This is a genomic window from Sphingopyxis sp. H050 (assembly GCF_001468265.1).
Classification (GTDB): Bacteria; Pseudomonadota; Alphaproteobacteria; order Sphingomonadales; family Sphingomonadaceae; genus Sphingopyxis.
The window spans coordinates 82,875-99,636 of sequence record NZ_LNRZ01000006.1; the positions used below are offsets into that span (position 1 = coordinate 82,875).

Here is a 16,762-nt window from a genome sequence, read left to right on the forward strand (position 1 = left end):
ACTCGTGCCGAAGGCCGGCGGGGATTATGGCCGGCGTCCATCGCCGACGGCGCAATTCGAGGCCTTTTGCCTGGAGATCGCGCATGATTCGGCAAGCCGACTGTTGCATCACTTCGCAGGTGCAGCAATAAAAAGATCAGAATTCGCCGGCCGCCTTGGCGATTCAGAATCGGAGCGCGCCTTGACGTCAAAGCCTCGGCAAATGGTCCTTAACGGCAAGTTCCTGTCGGGCACGGCGACCGGAGTTCACCGCGTCGCCGAGGAGTTGATCCGGCACGCCGCCGCCATCGTCGACGGCGACCCGGCAATAGCCGCACGCTTGCAGTTGTCGTTGTGGATTCCGCGCAATGCCGAAGAGAATGCCCGGCATTTGGGATTGCCCTATCGCGTGGTCGGACCCCTGACCGGAAATTTGTGGGAACAGATTATCTTGCCCATTCGCGCGCGCGGCCGAACGATCGTCAGCTTGTGCAACGTCGCGCCGATGGCGTCGCGGAACGCGGTGACGATGTTCCACGACGCCCAAGTTCATCTTGTACCCGATAGCTATTCGCGCCCATTTCGCCTTTGGTATCGATTGCATCAGCCGGTCAATGGGCGCCGCCATCGCCGGATATTGACCGTCTCGCATTTCTCCCGCGAACAGCTTGACCGGCTGGGAATCGCACGGCTCGATCGCACGGCCGTCGTACATAATGGCGTCGATCATGTGCTGAGCATCAAGGCGGACGACGGAATAATCGAGAAACGCGCGCTCGCCGGAAAGCCCTTTGTGGTTGGCCTCGCCAACACGCAGCCGCACAAGAATATCGGATTGTTGCTGAAGGCCTTTGCGCGGCCCGAGTTGAAATATGCTCGTCTCGTGTTGTTCGGCTCTGCCAAGCAAGTCGATTTTGTCAACGCGGGTCATCGGGTGCCCGACAATGTTGTCTTCGCCGGGCGTGTCAGCGATGCCGAGCTTCGGGCGCTGTATGGCCACGCTCTATGCATCGCCTTTCCCTCCCTCACCGAAGGATTTGGCCTCCCCCCTCTCGAGGCGATGTCGATGGGGTGCCCAGCGATCGTCGCGCCCCATGGTGCGTTGCCGGAGATATGCGGCGGTGCAGCGCTCTATGCGCCAGCCGACGACGACGCGGCCTGGGCATCGGCCATCGCACGCCTCGCGGCAGACACGGATTTTCGGAACGATTTGCAGCAAAAGGCCCGGCAGCAAGCGGACCTGTTCACTTGGAAACGTGCCGCCAGCCAGTTGGTGCAGGAGCTGCTGGCGCTCTAGGCGGCGACACGAAATTTCCGACCAGCGGTATCGCCGCCAGTTGCGTGCTGACGGCCCGAGCCTTCAGACCGATGGCAATCCCGGCGAAACAGGCAAACTCCATTCCCGGGTCGGGCGACGGCTGTATCGCCAGCGCCGGGATCAGTGATGCGACCGCCGCCCAGCCAACCGAGTTCGCGATGTCGACGATTTCGCCCGACGCATCAGGCCGGGCCGCCGGCTGCCGCACCGGCCGCAGCAACCGGGCGACATAAGCGAGGAAGCTGACGATCCCGACGACCCCCATGCTGCCGAGGATCGCCATCAAGAGACTCGACGACCGGAAGCTACCGGCTCCGATGCCGAGACCATAGGAAAGGATGAAGGCATCGATACCCTGTTTTGCCCAGAAGGCACGCTGCTGGCCCGAAGCCGAATCCGCCTTTTCCATCGTCATCTGACGCAGCATCTTCTCGAACGCATGGGCGGCGTCCGGCATCAGGGACAGGATCACGCTAAACGCAATCACCCCCGCGATCGCAACGAAAGCCATGATGACCAGCTTGTCTACCCGAAGATAGGCTGGCGCAAACGCCATGCGGACGGCAATGAGCAGCGCATATCCCGCAAGCCCTACATAGGCTGTCGACGACGTCGACGCGACGAGAACCAGCCCCATCAGCGCTGCCGTCAGCCCAGTGGCAGTCGGACGGATGTGGCGCAGCCACAATTCGAAGCAGAGGATGAACCAGGCGAGGCCAAAGCGCGCGAAATTCGAGGGTTCGGGCATCAGGCCGCCCATGCGAACAAAGTCCTCGGTCGCCTGGCTGAGCTGCGAATAGGATCCGTTGCGGAAGAAGTCGACCACGAGGTCCCATGGCGTTCCGCGCAGCGCGACACCGAGCACGCCGGTGACGGCGTGGACGGCTGAGATCCAGATTGCGGCAGTGACGATGGGGCTCAGGCTCTTCGCTCGAAACACGGCGAGATAGCTGCACAGCGCGGCGAGCGCGGTTCCGATCAGATAGACGCCGGTCGTGATGTTCTGCGGCGTGAAACGCAACGGAAAGGCGTCCAGCAAATGTCGCAGCCCGACCGATCGCATCGGCACGACGTCCATCTGTCCGGCAAAGATCCGCGGCAGGAAAAAGGCGCTTATGAAGCCGTAGACACAGAATAATATCAACCAGCCATTGTCTGCCGCGGCGCGCCCCACGATCTGCGCGTCATCCTTGAACCTGTGGAGGCAGGACAGGATCAGGAACGCCAGCATGACGCGGCCGGGCGGGATGGACGACGAGCCGATCGCCGTCAGGATCAGCGCCGCGGACCCTTCCAGCACACCAAGCGCCATCACGGCACACAGAAGGTCGAGGGGCGATCGCCGAAAGAGCAGCCAGAGGCCGACCAGAACAGTGACCGCACCGATCAGCGTCGGAATCATGCGGCGCAACCGGGCAGATGTTCGACGGACGGGTGATGGGACGCGGCGCCGCCGATCGCATTGGAAACGATCTGGCTGATCCCGGCGTCGAAACGCTCGGGTGCGAAACGGGCAGCATTGGCAACCGCGGCATCGGGATCGAAATGCGGCTGCCAGCGCTCGAAGCGCTCCACGGCATCGATCAGCGCATCGACCTCCTGCGTGTCGAAGAACAGTCCCGTTTTTTCCGGGAGGATCGAATCCCGGATGCCGCCGCGGCCATAGGCGATCACGGGGCGGCCCGCGGCATTCGCCTCAACCGGAACAATTCCGAAATCTTCCTCGGGCGGAAAGATGAGCGCGCGGCACTCGGCATAGGCCTTGCGCAACGACGCATAATCGAGCCGTTCGACGATCCGGATATTGCTCCCCGCGCGCCGCGCTATATCGTCCTTGAGCTCTCCCGTGCCGACCATGACCAACGGCAGCCCAAGCCGGGTAAAGGCATCGGCGACCAGATCGGCGCGCTTATAGGGGGTCATCTGGCCGACCCACAGATAATGATCGCCGACGTCGGCCGACTTGCGGAACATCTCGACATCGACCGGGGGGAAGACGACGTCCGCGTAGCGGCCCCAACTTTTGCGGACGCGCCGGGCGATGAAATGGCTATTTGCGACGATCCGGTCGACGCGATGCGCCGAAATGGCGTCCCATTCCCGGAGCCGCGGGAACGTCGCCGACATCACCCCGCGCGCCAGCGCCCCGGCGCCCGAACGATATTGATGATAGTGGTCCCACAGATAACGCATGGGCGAATGGCAATAGCAAAGGTGAAAGGCGTCGGGGCGCACGATCACGCCTTTCGCAGGCCCGGATTCGCTGCTGATCACCAAATCGTAGTCCGAGAGGTCCATTTCCTCGAGCGCGCGCGGCATGAGCGGCAGATATTTCTGATAATGTTTCCGCGCACCCGGCAGTTTTTGAATGAAGGTCGTGCGTATGGTGTGAGACGCGATGAAATCCGAAACCGCAGCCGGATCGTAGACATGCGTGATGATGTCGGCGCCCGGATAGAGCCGAAGCAGCCGTTCAAGCACGCGCTCGCCGCCGCGCATCGCGACGAGCCAATAATGCACGATGACGACGCGTGGCGCCTTCATGCGACAGCCGCATATTTCTGATAATGGGCGTAATAACTTGCCGAATCATTCGGGGCGTAGCGGCTCTGCTTCTTGAGATCGACGCGCGTCAGCACCACTCCGACGAACGGAGCGAGCTTCGCGGGCAGCAGGCGCGCCGCTGTCTTCACCGCATCGTCGGGCGTTTTGCGCCAGCGCGCCGCGACGATGACGCCATCCGCCAGCCCCGCTATTTCACGGGCCTCTGCAACCGCGAGCAGCGGAGGACAGTCGAGCAGGATGAGATCATATCTTTCCTTCAAGCGGGCGACGATCGACTGGATCGCCCCACGGTCGGTGAGACGGTCGCCCTCCCGGCCGCGCGAAATGATCGGCAAGAGGTCCAGATTGTCGCCCACCTGCCGGATCGCACGGTCGATGTCCGCCGTTTGCGTCGCGGCGATCTCCATCAATCCGTCGCCATCCTCCGCGCCGAATTCATGCGACAACCCGCGGCGGAAGATATCGCAATCGACCACGATCGTCCGGCTTCCCATTTGCGCCGAGATCATGCCGAGCAAGGCCGACAACACGCTTTTTCCCTCGGCCGGCACCGAAGAGGTGATGGCGATGACCTGCGCGCGGTCGCTTCCCGGCATCTGGATCGACGCATGGATGCTCCGCATCGATTCCGCGAGCACCGAATTGGGCATGGCGACCAGCGTTTCGGCCGGCGTGTCGCGGTGATGCTTGGCCGAACCATTTTCCGGCACCATCCCCAGATAGGGAAGTCCCGTTCGCGCCTCGACGTCGGCAGCGGTCGTCAGCCCGCGGAACTGCATCTCGACAATCATCGCCGCCGCCAGGCCCAGGCTGACGCCGCACACGCCCGCGAACATCAGGTTGAGCAGGATGTTCGGGCTGAAAGGAAAGTTTGGAGGCGAGGCGAGCGTCAGGATTCGCGCATCGGGTCGTTCGGTTCCGCTGCTCGCTGAAGTCTCGCGGTAGCGTGCAAGGTAGGATTCGTAGAGGCCCTGCGACGCCTCCGCGCGCTTTTGCAGGTCGTCGAGGGCGACCATCGCCCTGTTGTTGTTGAGCAGTTGCCCCTTGGCCGAGCCGAGGGTTCCCGACAACGACGCCAGGCGCTGCGACGAAACCGCCGACTTTGCTTCGAGGTTGGAAATCACACGGTCGATCTCGTCCTGGATCTGCCGGTCAAGATCCGCCAGTTCCTGCCGGGCGCGCAGCAGGTCCGGGTGACGCTCTCCATAGCGCGTCCTGAGGTCCGCGAGCTTCACCACCAGCTGGCCGCGCTGCGAACGGAGCGCCGAAATGACGGGCGAGCCCAGAGCCTCGCCGACATCGTCGCCGGCCGAGCCGCTCTTCAACTGCGCGCGCGCGGTATTGAGCCGGGCGACGTCCGCGGCGGCTTCGGCGCGCGCCGTTGCGGCCTGCTGGTTGTAGACCGATATATCCTGTTCGGCGAGCGAAGCCCCCGATGTGCTCGGCAAGCCGTTGGCGATGCGATAGTTCTGGACCGCGGCATAGTCGGCGGTCGCCTGCGAACGCAGCTCCTCGACCTTGCCGCTCAGGAAGGCGATCGCTTCCGAGGTTGCCGCCTTCTTCTCCTTGACCTGCGATTGCGTATATTCGGTCGCATAGGCGTTCGCGATCATCGCCGCCACTTCGGGGTCGTGGTGCCGATAGAGGATCGCGATCGAATAGGATGTCCCGACGCGCCCGGTAGCCAGCCCGCTCTTCAGATATCGGACGAGCTTTTCCTTCATCCTCGCTCGCGCGGCCGGGTCCAGCGTCTTGAGATCGACCGTATCGGGCGAGCGGCCGAGCAGTCGGGACAGCGTCGATGCGGGTGGATTGAGATAGGGGTTGAAGCGCCGATCGTCGACGAGCTTATATTTCTCGACAATCCGGCGCGCCATTTCGAGCGACTGGACTTCTTCCAATTCGGTCGCCACGTCCGAATCCCCCTTCATGTCGGGTTCCGCCATCTCGTCGCCGACCTTTGCCGCAAGCTCGCGGTTCGATCCGGTCAGCCGCACCGTGGCGTCGGCCATATATATTTTCGGCTGCATCAGCGTGAGCAGCAGCCCCATCATGACGAGAACGATCGCGGTGCTGACAATCGTCCATTTGCGCCGCCGCAGAATATGCAGGACCCTGGCAAGGCTCAGCCGCTCCCCGCCGGCCGGAAGCGCCGGATTTCCGATATCCCGCCGGTCGGTTCCCGCCATGCCCTGGGGGTGCTCAAACTGGGTTGCGGGGAGAGTCATATCGGTTGTTCCGTTCTGTTTTTGTTGAAGGCGGAATTCAGACGGCGAAGCTTATTCGGACCCCCGTCTGCACGGAGGAATAGCCGCGGATCAGCATCGAGCTCGCCCCGGTCCTGCTGTTGAACGAGGCGTAACCGCCGAGCCTGAGCCACCGGTTGATCTTCCATTCCGTCCGGCCGGTGACCGAAAAGCGCTTCGCCGTGGCCCCGATTTCTCCATAATCTTCAAAGCTGATCCCGCTTTCGAGGGTCAGCAGGATGTTGCGGCGATACTCGTAATCCACACCGGCCTTCAGGTCGGTGACGGTCACCGCGCTGACCTGGTCGAGCGCGCTGGTGGTCGTCGATTGATCAAGGTCGGCGCGCAAGCTGATCAGCGGCGTGGGATACCAGCGCAGCCGCCCCGACAGCGATACGCCGCGAATCCTGGCGAATAGCGGATTGTCGAAGTCATGCTCGCGCAGGCCGACGTTGAACTGGGCAAGCAGCAACTGGGTGATCTGATACCGCAGCCCCGCGGCCAGACTATAACCCTTGGCATCGCGGTTCGAGAGCGGGCGGGCGTCGCGATAGTCGTAAATTTCGTATCGCGCCTGCGCTTCGACGGCGAGGAGCGGACTCATCTCATAGCCAAGGCTGACTTCTCCGCCAGCCTGCTGACCGTTGCGAAAGCTCTGGTCGATGGCCGCCCCGTTGCCGAGTTGCACATCGCCATAGGTCGATCGGGTCGCCGAAAAGGAGGCGCCCGCATAGAGCCGGTTGAAATTCTTGCGGAGCGCGACGCGCGTGCGAAGGTCGCGCTGTTTGAGCGGATCGCCGACGGTAAGATCGTTGCCGACCGTACCACGCGCCGCGGTCGTCTCACCCCATGACAAGCCTGTCTGAAGCGTGAAATCTCCAGGAAGCTCGGTCGAGCCGTTGAGCTCGATGCGGTACTGCTCGTCATCCTGGCTCGAATATCGGGCGTAACGGCGAAACTTCGCTTCGCCATAGAGCGACAGGCTTGCACCCGGCGCGACGATCGCGGCGGTTATCGCGGGCGTTATGCCGACCGCGAGATCCGAGCGGCTGATATCGGGATCGGCGAAGATGTTGGACGAATATTCGGGCGAGACCGTCAGCGTCGGCCGCACCATGATATTCCCGACACGGATGCCGATCGCATCATAGGCGGGTTGCGCCCTGTTTCCGGCCACATCGCTGGGCTCACTATCGAGGGATTGCCCGCGCGCGGGCGCTGCCGCGCCGAAGAGACTCGCAGCAAAGCAGGCCCCTACAACCAGAGAGCGCCGGGGCCGCGGCCCGCAGCGGGCAAGACCATGCGTTTCAATCGCAAATCCTGAACCGGTCAACATCTTCGTGGCAACACCTCCGAAGTCCGATGCGCTGATCGTAACCGAACCGGAAAATGTTGCAATGCACAAAAGCTTCAATCATCATGGCCGTCTGAAAATTCTAGATGAGGGCATCGCCAGTCCGGCTCCATGCGTCGCGCGAAGATCTTCCGGTTTGCGGGGCCCATGCTCCTGACCCTCTTGCTCGGCCTGGCTTTTCTCGGCGCCGACCTCGAAATGCTCGACAGTTTCAATATCGCCGCGCCGGTCTGGCTTCCGATCTGCGCCCTCTATCTGGGCGGGAAGATCTGGGCGGCCGCGCGCGCGCGCCGGTGGGCGAATCTGATCGCACCGGCAGCCCTGTCGCTCGGCTACGCGGCGCTCGCGCTCCTTCTGTTCCGGCCGTTATGGGACGGAGCGTCCGCCCCAGCCCGGCGCGGCGAGCCGTTCCGCGTCATCAGTTTCAATCTCTACAAGGACAATCCGGAAGCCCATGCCGCGGCGCGCTGGATCGCCGGCCAGGCCCCCGACTTTGTCATTCTGGTCGAGGCGAGCAAACGCGCCGCCAAGGTCGCCGATCTGCTCGAAGCCGACTATCCTCATCGCTATGACTGCCAGGGCAACGGCGATTGCTCGACTATGATATTGTCGCGCACTCCCGCGCTGTCGGTCGAACATCACGCGCGCGGCGATACCGAGAATCGCCGCGCGCTCTCCGCAATGACCGTGCGTTTCCGGCGCGGCGGGCGGGCCCTTGATATTACCGCGGTCCATCTGAAACGCCCTTGGCCGTTTGCGCGTCAGTCGTTCGACTTCGCCCAGCTGTCGGCGCTCGTCGGGCGGCGCGATGGGCATCACATCGTCGCGGGCGACTTCAATAACGTCCCATGGACCTTCGCGATGAACCGCATGGCGTACGACCTCGACGTCAGGCTTGCTTCGGGCGGAATGCGAAGCTGGCCCTCGCCGAATGGCCCTGTTCTGCCGCTGGACAATATCTACGTCGGCAGCTGTGTCGCATCGCCCGAAGTCGAGCGTGGTCCCAGCCTGGGATCGGACCATTATCCACTGGTGATGGACGCCCGCCTGGTCGATTGCGATGACTGATCCGCGTATCGCATTCGCCGGCCTTCTCGCCGTTGTGAACCCCTCACCCGGCCGGTCGCCCGCGGACGTCGAACAGTCGCTCCTTTCGCTCGGGCCGTTCCCGGGCTGGCCCATCCTCTTCGATCATGCGGCACGGCACCGCGTTACGCCGCTGTTCGCGCATCGGTTGAAGCAACTCGACTGGATGGCGCAAACCGCCTTTCCGCTCGACATTGCGGAACGCTCCAGACTCGAACGGGTGATCCGCGATGCGGCCTTTGCCGAAATGGCTTCGCTCGCCGAACTCCAGCGGCTGTCCGACTGCCTCGTACGCCACGGCGTCGAACCGATCCTGCTCAAGGGGCTGGCCCTGTCACGCATCTGTTTCGCCGCGATGGGACAGCGAACCAATCGCGACATCGATCTTCTTATCCGGCCCGACGAGCTGGCGCTTTGCGACAGGCTGCTCGCCGATCTTGGCTATGTGCGGATCGAGCCGGCCGCCGGCCTGGCCGAACCCGATGCCGCCCGATGGCAGATATTGCACAAGGACTGGGTCTATACCCACCCGGTACGCAGGACGATCGTCGAGCTTCATTACCGCCTGTTCGACAATGACGCCCTCGCCCGGACCATCCCGCTCGGGCAGATCGAGCGCGTCGACCTGTTCGGGCAGCACAGCATGCTCTGCTTTTCGGGCGACGCGCTTCTGTCCTATCTCGCGCTCCACGGGCTCCTCCACAGCTGGTCGCGGCTGAAGTGGCTGATCGATTATCAGATCGTCCGGCAAAGCGAATGGGGGGCTCGCTCCACCGGGCGAGCCGTGCCCGACGCCGCGCTTGCCGTCCGCGTCGCGAACCGGCTGTGCGACAATCTTTTCGGCACGGATCCGCCCGCGCTCGAAACGCACGGCATTTCGCGCACGTCGCTTCTGGTCCGGACCTCGGTAAAGGCCATGGCCGATGGGGGCGCGGGCGAGCTTGAAGACACGCGGTTCGGCACGACCGTCAAGAATGTCAGCCACTATCTGATTTCCTTCCGGCCATCTTACTGGCTGGCCGAAATCCGCTATGATCTGGCCGACACGTCGCGCGACGGCGATCAGGCGGATGGCCGGTCGTCCGGACCCTTCAAAAGGGTCGCGCTATGGATCGCGCGCAAGGCCGGGTCAGCGTCCAGCGAGTCGAAGTGAACGCGCAAGTTTTCCTATATTTGCTTATATCCTTGGCAAGGCAACCGAGCGTCGAAATTGGGACAGAAAAGCAGAACGTGGCATCTGAGTTCAAAATTAACCTATCAAAATCAATATTATAGGGAAAATTTCGACTCGATAATACTCGTTCGCACCTGCAACAATTTGTGCACTGCAACACATTGACTCGGTTAACGAATCGTGAAAGTTTTTGCGTTGGTAGGCGCTCCTGCCTGCCAGTCAGATGGAGGGTATGATGAATACACCCCAGAAACTCGCCTACACCAAACCCGAGCTCGACGAAGTCGGTTCCTTCGAGGAAGTGACGCTCGGCGCCTCGACCGGCTCCGCCGTGGACGGGACGTTCACGATTGGGCAAATCGCAACCTTCCTCTCCTGATCGTTCAGGTGAGAAGGATTGAATGAGCGGGTTGCAGTGGGGGGCGGGCTTGCCCGTCCTCCATTCTTGATCGGAGACAATCGTCGGGGATGTTCAGGTGAAATGGAAGCCAAGTCCATCGGCCGTTTTTAGCGATCTGGATGGGATGACCGCACTGCTCGATACGAGCCGGAACGTTTATTTCTGCCTGTCGGGGACCGGTCCCTTCATTTGGGACACGTTGCGATCGGGCGCCACCGTCCCGGAAATGTCCGCAGCCATCACCTCATGCTACGATGTTTCGGATAGCGTCGCGCACGCAGACGTCGTCGAACTCGTCAACAAACTTTCCGCGGCCGGCCTGATTGTCGCCGCCGATGCCGAATAATCCTCGTCCGCCATCGTCGCGTCTCGTGATCCTCTGGCGGGACAAATGGCTCATCTCGGCCGCCTTCATCCTGTTGTGGCTTGTCCGGCTGGCCCTCTGGCTGCTGGGCTACAACCGCATGACGCGCCGCCTCACCCTTGCGGCGCATCGCCCTGCCCCGCCGGCGCGCCTCGCATTGCGGGTCGCGGAGAGCATTCGCCTGGCCTCGCGCCTCACAGTTCGGCCGACCTGCCTGGTGCAGGCCGTCGCCGCGAAATGGCTGCTTGTGTTGCGGGGATATTCTGCGCAAGTTCACATAGGTGTCCGGAAAGGCAACGGGGCTTTCGAAGCCCATGCCTGGCTGGTCAGCGATAATAGAATCGTCCTCGGCGGCGATTGGGAGAGTCTGTCAAGTTATCGGCCCCTGATGGAGCTTTGACGACATGAGCGGACTGTGTGGAATTCTCCCCGTCAATTACGATCGCGACCGCGACTTGCCCGCGCTCGATCGGGGCTTGCATGCGATCGCACATCGCGGTCGAGATAGCCTTTCCTGCTATCACGACGAATATATCCTGCTGGGCCATGCGTTGTTCGACACCGGCTGCAACGGCTTCGCGCTCGACGACGACGGCTTCGCCATCGCCTTCGACGGCCGGCTCGACAATGGCGATGCGCTGCGCGCCAAATTGCGCGACAGCGTCGGCCATCATTCGCCGCTTCTCGACAGGTTGCCCGACACGCGGTTGATCCTCGCCGCCTACCGGGCCTTTGGACCCGAAGTCGCGGCGATGATGCGCGGCGACTTCGCGATCGCGATCTGGGATCCGGTTGAGCGCCGTGCCTATCTTGCCCGCGACCAGGTGGGCGTGAAGCCGCTCTTCTATCGCCGCGTCGGCGATGATTTGCTGTTCGCATCCGAAATCAAGGCCCTGCTCGCGATGCGCGTCGATGTTCCAGCGGTGCGCAGGGAAGAAGCCCTCGCCGCGTTCGTCGATGGGGTCCTGGACGAAGGCGACGCCGAACGGCAGCGCACCTTCTACGACGACGTCTACCGGCTGCTCCCCGGGCATTTCGCGCTTGCCACTCGCGGCGGATTCGAAACCAAATGCTATTGGCGGCTCGACCCCGGTCTCCCGACGCCGCGCGACGACGCCGGCGCGGAGTTTCGCGCCCTGTTCGTCCAGGCCCTCAATCGCCGCCTGCGCGGCAATTTCCCGGTCGGCTCATTCCTCAGCGGCGGCCTCGATTCCTCGTCGATCGTCAGCACCCTCGCCGTCGAGAGAACTGGCGGGCAAGATAGTGTCCACGCCTTTTCGATGACATTTTCGGACCCCGACATCGAAGACGAGCGGGACTATTTTCGCGCGGTTGTCGAACAATATGACGTCGATCACCATGTCGTCGACTGCACCGCCGCCTCGGGGCTTGCCGACATCGACGAGATTCTCTTTGAACAGGATCAGCCGCCATTCGGCCCAAACGGCAGCATATTCCGGCATTTTCTGCACGAGGTTCACGACCGCCATGCCGGACGGATAATTCTGCACGGCCATGGCGGCGACGAGGTCGTGTCCGACGGCGCCGGCCTGTTCGGCGAACTGGCCTCCTCGGGACACCTGATCCGGCTGTGGAGGGAACTGAGCGCCGTCCGGGATATCACGGGACCACCCTGGCCCCATTTCCGCCGCCTCGTCTGGCGGCGCGGGATCCGGCGCGGGATCGGCAAATTGCTGCATTGGCCGACGCGCATTCTGCGGCACGGCCAAGCAAGATCGCGCGATGCCGTGACCACGGCTCCAGACGGCCGCGAGCGTCCCGTCGAACAGGCCTCGCATCTTCGCAAGCTCACCGCCGCGCTGTTTTCGCAAGCGCTCGAAATCACCGACATCGACGCTGCCTTTGCCGGCGTCGAGCTGCGCATGCCCTTTCTCGACGTCGACCTGATGGAATTTTGCGTCACGACCGAAGCGAGCGACAAATGGAAGGACGGGCTGCCGCGTTCGCTCATCCGTTCGGCGATGCGGGGCATCCTGCCCGAAAAGATCCGGCTGCGGACCGACAAGCATGATTTCGCGGCCAATCTTCGTCGATCGCTGCTCCGCCATGACCGCGACGTTATCGACGAGGCGATCCTGCAAAGGGCGGACCGCATCCTGCCCTATTGCAACCTTGCGCAGATCCGCGCCGACTGGTCCGACCTCAGGACAACGGGCGAACTCGACACGGCCGCGCTCACGCGACTCTGGCGCATCGTCATCCTGTCCCGCTGGCTCGACTTGCCGCCGCTGCCCGTCGATGAATATCTCGAGGCCGCGCAATGACCGTGGCGGCCTATTTCTACCGCGCCTACGGCCTGACAATCCTGTCCGAGTTCCGGCTCGACGAGGCCGAACCCACCGAACCCGCGGAGCCGGACATCCGGATCTTCGCTGCCGATCTGACCCATCTCGAGCGTCCTTTCGAGGGGTTTCGCGATTTCGTGGCGATGTCCGATGGCGATTTCTTCAACTACCGAACCGTCGGACGATTTTTTGCCGCGCGCGGCGAGGGCATCGCCGTCGATCCCGATGTCGCGTTCGATGTTCGCCTGCTCGGCCTCGTCGTCCTGGGACCGGTGATGGCGGTCCTGCTGCACCGCCGCGGCTATCATGTCCTGCATGGCAGTGCGGTCGAAATCGACGGAGAAGCGGCGGTCTTCCTAGGGGACAAGGGCGCAGGAAAATCAACCACCGCCGCGGCTCTCGTTGCGGCGGGACACCGCCTGATCGCCGACGATGTCGTCGCGATCCGCACCGATACGGTCCTTGATGTTCCGGCCGGCTATCAGGTGATGAAGCTCCAGCCCACGATGCGGGGTCGCTTCCGTCCCGACGCCGGACATGTTCTGGAACCCTGCAGCGAGAAATTCACGGCGGATAAAATCCGCTTCCGCCTCGCCAGGCCCAACCCGCCGCAACGGCCGCTCGGCCGGCTTCACGTCCTCGCGCGTGGGTCCGTCAATGCGCTTGCCGTCTATGACCGGCCGGCGACCCTGAAGGCGCTGATCCGTTTCTCCTATTTCCCCCGGCTGGGCGATGCGGCGCTACGCGATGGCGAGGCGGCCGCGCTCTTTGCCCGAGCGGCCGCGCTGGCGAGCCGCGTGTCTGCCGGGTTGCTGACCGTCAAGCACGACCTGGATGCCCTGCCCGAGCTCGCCTCCTTCCTTTGCCGCGACAGGGCGCCAAATTATGCGTTCGATTGACGGGATTCCCGATTTCGCACGGTTGGTGTGGACCGGGACGCGTGGCGCGTTCACCAAGGCGGTCTCGCTGCAGGTACTGGGCAGCCTCAGCGAAATCTTCTCCATCCTCCTCCTCATTCCGCTGCTCCGTCTCTTCGGGTCACAACGCGACAGCCTTGTCATCGACCTCGCGCGAATTCCCGTCCTCGGCTTCGACCAGCAGCTGACGGTGACCCTGCCGATGATTGTCGCGGGCTTCGTCATCGCAACGATTTTCCGCTGCCTGCTGCTCGAATGGAAGGAAGTGTACAGCGCCCGGGTGATGTTCGGCTTCGCCGCCCAATTTCAGCACTGGCTGTTCAGCGCGGTCACGCGAACCCGGTGGCAAGTTCTTGGGCGATACCGGACGGCGGACCTGACGCAGATTCTGACCACCAACGTCGATCGCCTGATGCTGGCGACCAACCAGCTCCTGTTGCTCGTGCAATCGGCGGTTATGGCCGCCATCTTCACTTTGGCTTCGCTGTTGGTGTCATGGCGGATGACCCTTGCGGGCGTCCTGATCGGCCTCATCGTCTTCGCTTCGACGCACGCGACGCGGCGGCGCTCGTTCAGGCACGGCCAGACGATTGCCGGCCAGCGCCGGGACGAATTCAGGCTCGTCGACGATTTCCTCGGTGGTTTGCGAACCGCGAAGACGTTCGGCCTGGAAGGACAGCATCTCGCGGCGATGGATTCGGTGCTGCACAAGATGTACCGGCACAATATCCGCTTCATATCTTCGAGATCGCGCGGAACAACAATTTACCAGATGCTGGTAACGCTCGGCGTGACTGCTTTCATCTATTTTGCGCTGGCGTTCCAGGCAATCGGATTGCCCGTCCTGCTCGCGATGCTTTTCATCTTCATGCGGCTCGCGCCGCGGGTGATGGCGCTGCATACCTCGACGCAAGAGCTGGCATCGAGCATTGCCCCGGTAAGGGCTGCGGTAGAGCTGCTCAAGATCTGCCGCGACAACGTCGAAAAACCGGTATCGGCCGCCGCCGTCCAGTCGATCGCGCTCGATCATGGAATCGGCCTCGATACCGTCAGTTTCCGATACGACCTCGACGATCCGCCCGTTCTCGACAAGGTGACGGCCTTCATCCCGGCGCGCGCAATCACTGCGATCAGCGGCGCGAGCGGGAGCGGGAAATCGACGCTGCTCGACATCGTGTCCGGGCTTCTTCCGACCGGCGCGGGGAAACTCGTCGTCGATGGCGTAACGCTCGACGATGCGCTTGTCCGATCGTGGCGACGCCATGTGGCGTTTGTCCCGCAGGACACCTTCCTCTTCAACGACACGCTCGCGGCGAATCTGCGCCTCGGCGACGAGACGATCGACGATGGGCAACTGTGGACCGCGCTGGAACTCGCCGACGCCGCAGAGATGGTGCGTAGCAAGCCCGAGGGGCTCGACACATCGGTCGGCAACCGCGGACAATCGCTGTCAGGCGGCGAACGCCAGAGGATCGCGATCGCCCGCGCGATCCTGCGTCGCCCACGCCTGCTGATCCTCGACGAGTCGACGAGCGCGCTCGATGCGGCGAGCGAGGCCCGGATCGTGGAAGCGGTGCGGTCGCTCCGCGACCGGATGACCATCGTCGTCGTCGCACACCGGCCCGCGATGCTGGCGGCGGCCGACCATGTCATCGTGCTGGAGGACGGCAAGGCGTCTTCCAGCCCTGTCCCGTTGGAAGTGATGGACGGCGGGAGAATCGCTCTCTAATATCCGTACGGCATCTCGGCAGAAGATGTCGCCACAGGGGCGAACGAGAGGATGTGAATCATGGGCGATTCGCAGGACGATCACGGGTCCCGCAACGGGACAGAGTCTCCGCTCCGCACAAAGCAGATTCACGACAATTTAACCGGAGAATCGCCACTTGGCCCCAGGGACCGAGATCGGGGGCAAGATATGCGCAGTTCGGCAATCGACGCAGGCCGGCGGGCAGCCGGCGCGAATCCCATTCGCTGGGCCGGATGGCTCATAGGCCTTGGCATTTCGGTATCGCTCTGGGTTCTTATCTATTGGATCTGGATGTCGATCTGACCGGTGCCGTTAACCATCATTTCTGACACGCGACGATCGCTTCGATAACCGACAGCGTTTCCCGGGGATCGCGGACCCGAACGGTGTCGAGACCCAGTTCCTTGGCCGGATAGTCGTTGCCGCCGGGAAAGATCGCGTCGCCGATGAACATCATCGCATCGAGCGGAATGCCGCTCGCATCCCGCAACCTCTTCAGCCCATAGGCCTTGTCGACACCCTCGCGCGTGATGTCGATCGACGTCGCGCCGCCCATGTTGATCGACAGCCCGGGCAAGCGCATGCGAAGGTCGGCCTGGATGATCTTGCGCTTCGCAAAATCGGGGTCCCAGACGTCCTTGGCGTGGATCGGCGCCTGCTGGCCGAGCGCCGAGAAGGTGATCTGGCTGCCGCGATCTTCGATCCGTTCGCCCCAAGTCTGTTCGGGAACGAAGCCCGTCGCTTCGAGCGACGCATCGAATGCCTCGAAAATATCGCGTTTCTGCGCCTCGTCGAAAAGTTCTGAGTAGACCGGTGCCCAGCCTTCGGCCCCATGGGTATAAAGTTTGGTCCCGGTTGTCGGCATCAGCCAGAGCCGCGACCGTTCCGCGCGCGCCGGCAGACGGCTTGCCACCTGCTTCTCGAATTGCGGCCAATCGCCGCCCGAAATGACGGCGACATGCGCGACCCCCATCAGATCGGCAATTGCCTCGCCCATCCAGTCGGACAAGGGCTGCTTGCTTTCGGCAAGCGTTCCATCGAGGTCGAAGGCGACGAGCTGCTTCATTCGGATAACTCCTGAAAAGGGATCACGAGGGGCGTTCGCCCCGCACCTGTTCGTAACATCCCTCCGGTCCCGTTGCCTTTGCCAACCGCGACCTCCGCACCGCCAACCACGCTCCGGACAAGCCGATGATAGGCGCCGACGCCAGCGCGGATCAAGTTTTCTTCGCAGGTGCAGCAAAATGGTTGAAGCCGCCTTTCTTTTCCCTAAGATCGAACAGGGAGAGGCGAGCGTCCAGAC

General features: G+C 62.9%; 14 protein-coding genes. 9 read left to right on the forward strand and 5 right to left on the reverse strand.

Annotated elements, in window-relative coordinates:
• Nucleotides 1-4: 4 nt before the first annotated feature.
• Entirely contained in the window at nucleotides 5-1,276 is a 1,272-nt protein-coding gene (locus ATE67_RS13345) for a glycosyltransferase family 4 protein (RefSeq protein WP_197411951.1), read from the forward strand.
• Here the strand turns inward: ATE67_RS13345 and ATE67_RS13350 are convergent.
• The 4 genes from ATE67_RS13350 to ATE67_RS13365 all read right to left on the reverse strand — a co-directional run bounded on the left by ATE67_RS13350 (nucleotide 1,224) and on the right by ATE67_RS13365 (nucleotide 7,285).
• Nucleotides 1,224-2,699 carry an O-antigen ligase family protein gene (locus ATE67_RS13350; protein WP_156417022.1) on the reverse strand — a complete coding sequence of 492 codons (1,476 nt, stop codon included), beginning with the start codon at nucleotides 2,697-2,699 and terminating at the stop codon, nucleotides 1,224-1,226. The two genes, ATE67_RS13345 and ATE67_RS13350, sit on opposite strands and share 53 nt — an antisense overlap.
• A complete protein-coding gene (locus tag ATE67_RS13355; RefSeq protein WP_058817183.1) occupies nucleotides 2,696-3,841 on the reverse strand; it encodes a glycosyltransferase in 1,146 nt (381 codons plus the stop codon). The genes ATE67_RS13350 and ATE67_RS13355 overlap by 4 nt, the downstream gene beginning before the upstream one ends.
• Complete coding sequence (locus tag ATE67_RS13360; protein WP_058817184.1) at nucleotides 3,838-6,051, reverse strand: GumC family protein; 2,214 nt, start codon at nucleotides 6,049-6,051, stop codon at nucleotides 3,838-3,840. The genes ATE67_RS13355 and ATE67_RS13360 overlap by 4 nt, the downstream gene beginning before the upstream one ends.
• 76 nt (nucleotides 6,052-6,127) lie before the next feature.
• Nucleotides 6,128-7,285, reverse strand: a complete 1,158-nt coding sequence (locus tag ATE67_RS13365; protein ID WP_058817185.1) for an outer membrane beta-barrel protein — start codon at nucleotides 7,283-7,285, stop codon at nucleotides 6,128-6,130.
• Nucleotides 7,286-7,609: 324 nt separating this feature from the next.
• Here ATE67_RS13365 and ATE67_RS13370 point away from each other — a divergent pair, with 324 nt between their 5' ends.
• From ATE67_RS13370 to ATE67_RS13400, 8 genes are all read left to right on the forward strand, one after another.
• Nucleotides 7,610-8,530 (forward strand): endonuclease/exonuclease/phosphatase family protein, encoded by a 921-nt coding sequence (locus tag ATE67_RS13370; protein ID WP_197411952.1) that lies wholly within the window; start codon nucleotides 7,610-7,612, stop codon nucleotides 8,528-8,530.
• Nucleotides 8,523-9,701 (forward strand): nucleotidyltransferase family protein, encoded by a 1,179-nt coding sequence (locus ATE67_RS13375; RefSeq protein WP_058817187.1) that lies wholly within the window; start codon nucleotides 8,523-8,525, stop codon nucleotides 9,699-9,701. Before ATE67_RS13370 ends, ATE67_RS13375 begins: the two co-directional genes overlap by 8 nt.
• A gap of 256 nt (nucleotides 9,702-9,957) precedes the next feature.
• Entirely contained in the window at nucleotides 9,958-10,101 is a 144-nt protein-coding gene (locus ATE67_RS21435) for a lasso RiPP family leader peptide-containing protein (RefSeq protein WP_156417023.1), read from the forward strand.
• A 145-nt stretch (nucleotides 10,102-10,246) separates the two neighbouring features.
• Nucleotides 10,247-10,468 carry a PqqD family protein gene (locus ATE67_RS13380; protein ID WP_058817188.1) on the forward strand — a complete coding sequence of 74 codons (222 nt, stop codon included), beginning with the start codon at nucleotides 10,247-10,249 and terminating at the stop codon, nucleotides 10,466-10,468.
• Between the two features lie 25 nt (nucleotides 10,469-10,493).
• The gene (locus ATE67_RS13385; protein WP_058817189.1) at nucleotides 10,494-10,886 is read left to right on the forward strand and encodes a lasso peptide biosynthesis B2 protein; all 393 of its coding nucleotides are present in this window, start codon (nucleotides 10,494-10,496) and stop codon (nucleotides 10,884-10,886) included.
• Nucleotides 10,887-10,890: 4 nt separating this feature from the next.
• Nucleotides 10,891-12,771 carry an asparagine synthase-related protein gene (locus tag ATE67_RS13390; RefSeq protein WP_058817190.1) on the forward strand — a complete coding sequence of 627 codons (1,881 nt, stop codon included), beginning with the start codon at nucleotides 10,891-10,893 and terminating at the stop codon, nucleotides 12,769-12,771.
• Nucleotides 12,768-13,691: an HPr kinase/phosphorylase gene (locus ATE67_RS13395; protein WP_058817191.1), complete on the forward strand. Its 924-nt coding sequence runs from the start codon at nucleotides 12,768-12,770 to the stop codon at nucleotides 13,689-13,691. The genes ATE67_RS13390 and ATE67_RS13395 overlap by 4 nt, the downstream gene beginning before the upstream one ends.
• Entirely contained in the window at nucleotides 13,678-15,438 is a 1,761-nt protein-coding gene (locus tag ATE67_RS13400) for an ABC transporter ATP-binding protein (protein WP_058817192.1), read from the forward strand. The genes ATE67_RS13395 and ATE67_RS13400 overlap by 14 nt, the downstream gene beginning before the upstream one ends.
• Before the next feature lie 340 nt (nucleotides 15,439-15,778).
• Here ATE67_RS13400 and ATE67_RS13405 read toward each other — a convergent pair whose 3' ends face one another.
• Nucleotides 15,779-16,525 (reverse strand): HAD-IIB family hydrolase, encoded by a 747-nt coding sequence (locus ATE67_RS13405; protein ID WP_058817193.1) that lies wholly within the window; start codon nucleotides 16,523-16,525, stop codon nucleotides 15,779-15,781.
• Nucleotides 16,526-16,762: the final 237 nt, after the last annotated feature.

Coding starts and splice junctions, on each gene's coding strand:
- ATE67_RS13350 (WP_156417022.1), bottom strand. CDS start 2,699: ATGATTCCGACGCTGATCGGTGCGGTCACTGTTCTGGTCGGCCTCTGG.
- ATE67_RS13355 (WP_058817183.1), bottom strand. CDS start 3,841: ATGAAGGCGCCACGCGTCGTCATCGTGCATTATTGGCTCGTCGCGATG.
- ATE67_RS13360 (WP_058817184.1), bottom strand. CDS start 6,051: ATGGCGGGAACCGACCGGCGGGATATCGGAAATCCGGCGCTTCCGGCC.
- ATE67_RS13370 (WP_197411952.1), top strand. CDS start 7,610: ATGCTCCTGACCCTCTTGCTCGGCCTGGCTTTTCTCGGCGCCGACCTC.
- ATE67_RS13375 (WP_058817187.1), top strand. CDS start 8,523: ATGACTGATCCGCGTATCGCATTCGCCGGCCTTCTCGCCGTTGTGAAC.
- ATE67_RS21435 (WP_156417023.1), top strand. CDS start 9,958: ATGAATACACCCCAGAAACTCGCCTACACCAAACCCGAGCTCGACGAA.
- ATE67_RS13380 (WP_058817188.1), top strand. CDS start 10,247: ATGACCGCACTGCTCGATACGAGCCGGAACGTTTATTTCTGCCTGTCG.
- ATE67_RS13390 (WP_058817190.1), top strand. CDS start 10,891: ATGAGCGGACTGTGTGGAATTCTCCCCGTCAATTACGATCGCGACCGC.
- ATE67_RS13395 (WP_058817191.1), top strand. CDS start 12,768: ATGACCGTGGCGGCCTATTTCTACCGCGCCTACGGCCTGACAATCCTG.
- ATE67_RS13400 (WP_058817192.1), top strand. CDS start 13,678: ATGCGTTCGATTGACGGGATTCCCGATTTCGCACGGTTGGTGTGGACC.
- ATE67_RS13405 (WP_058817193.1), bottom strand. CDS start 16,525: ATGAAGCAGCTCGTCGCCTTCGACCTCGATGGAACGCTTGCCGAAAGC.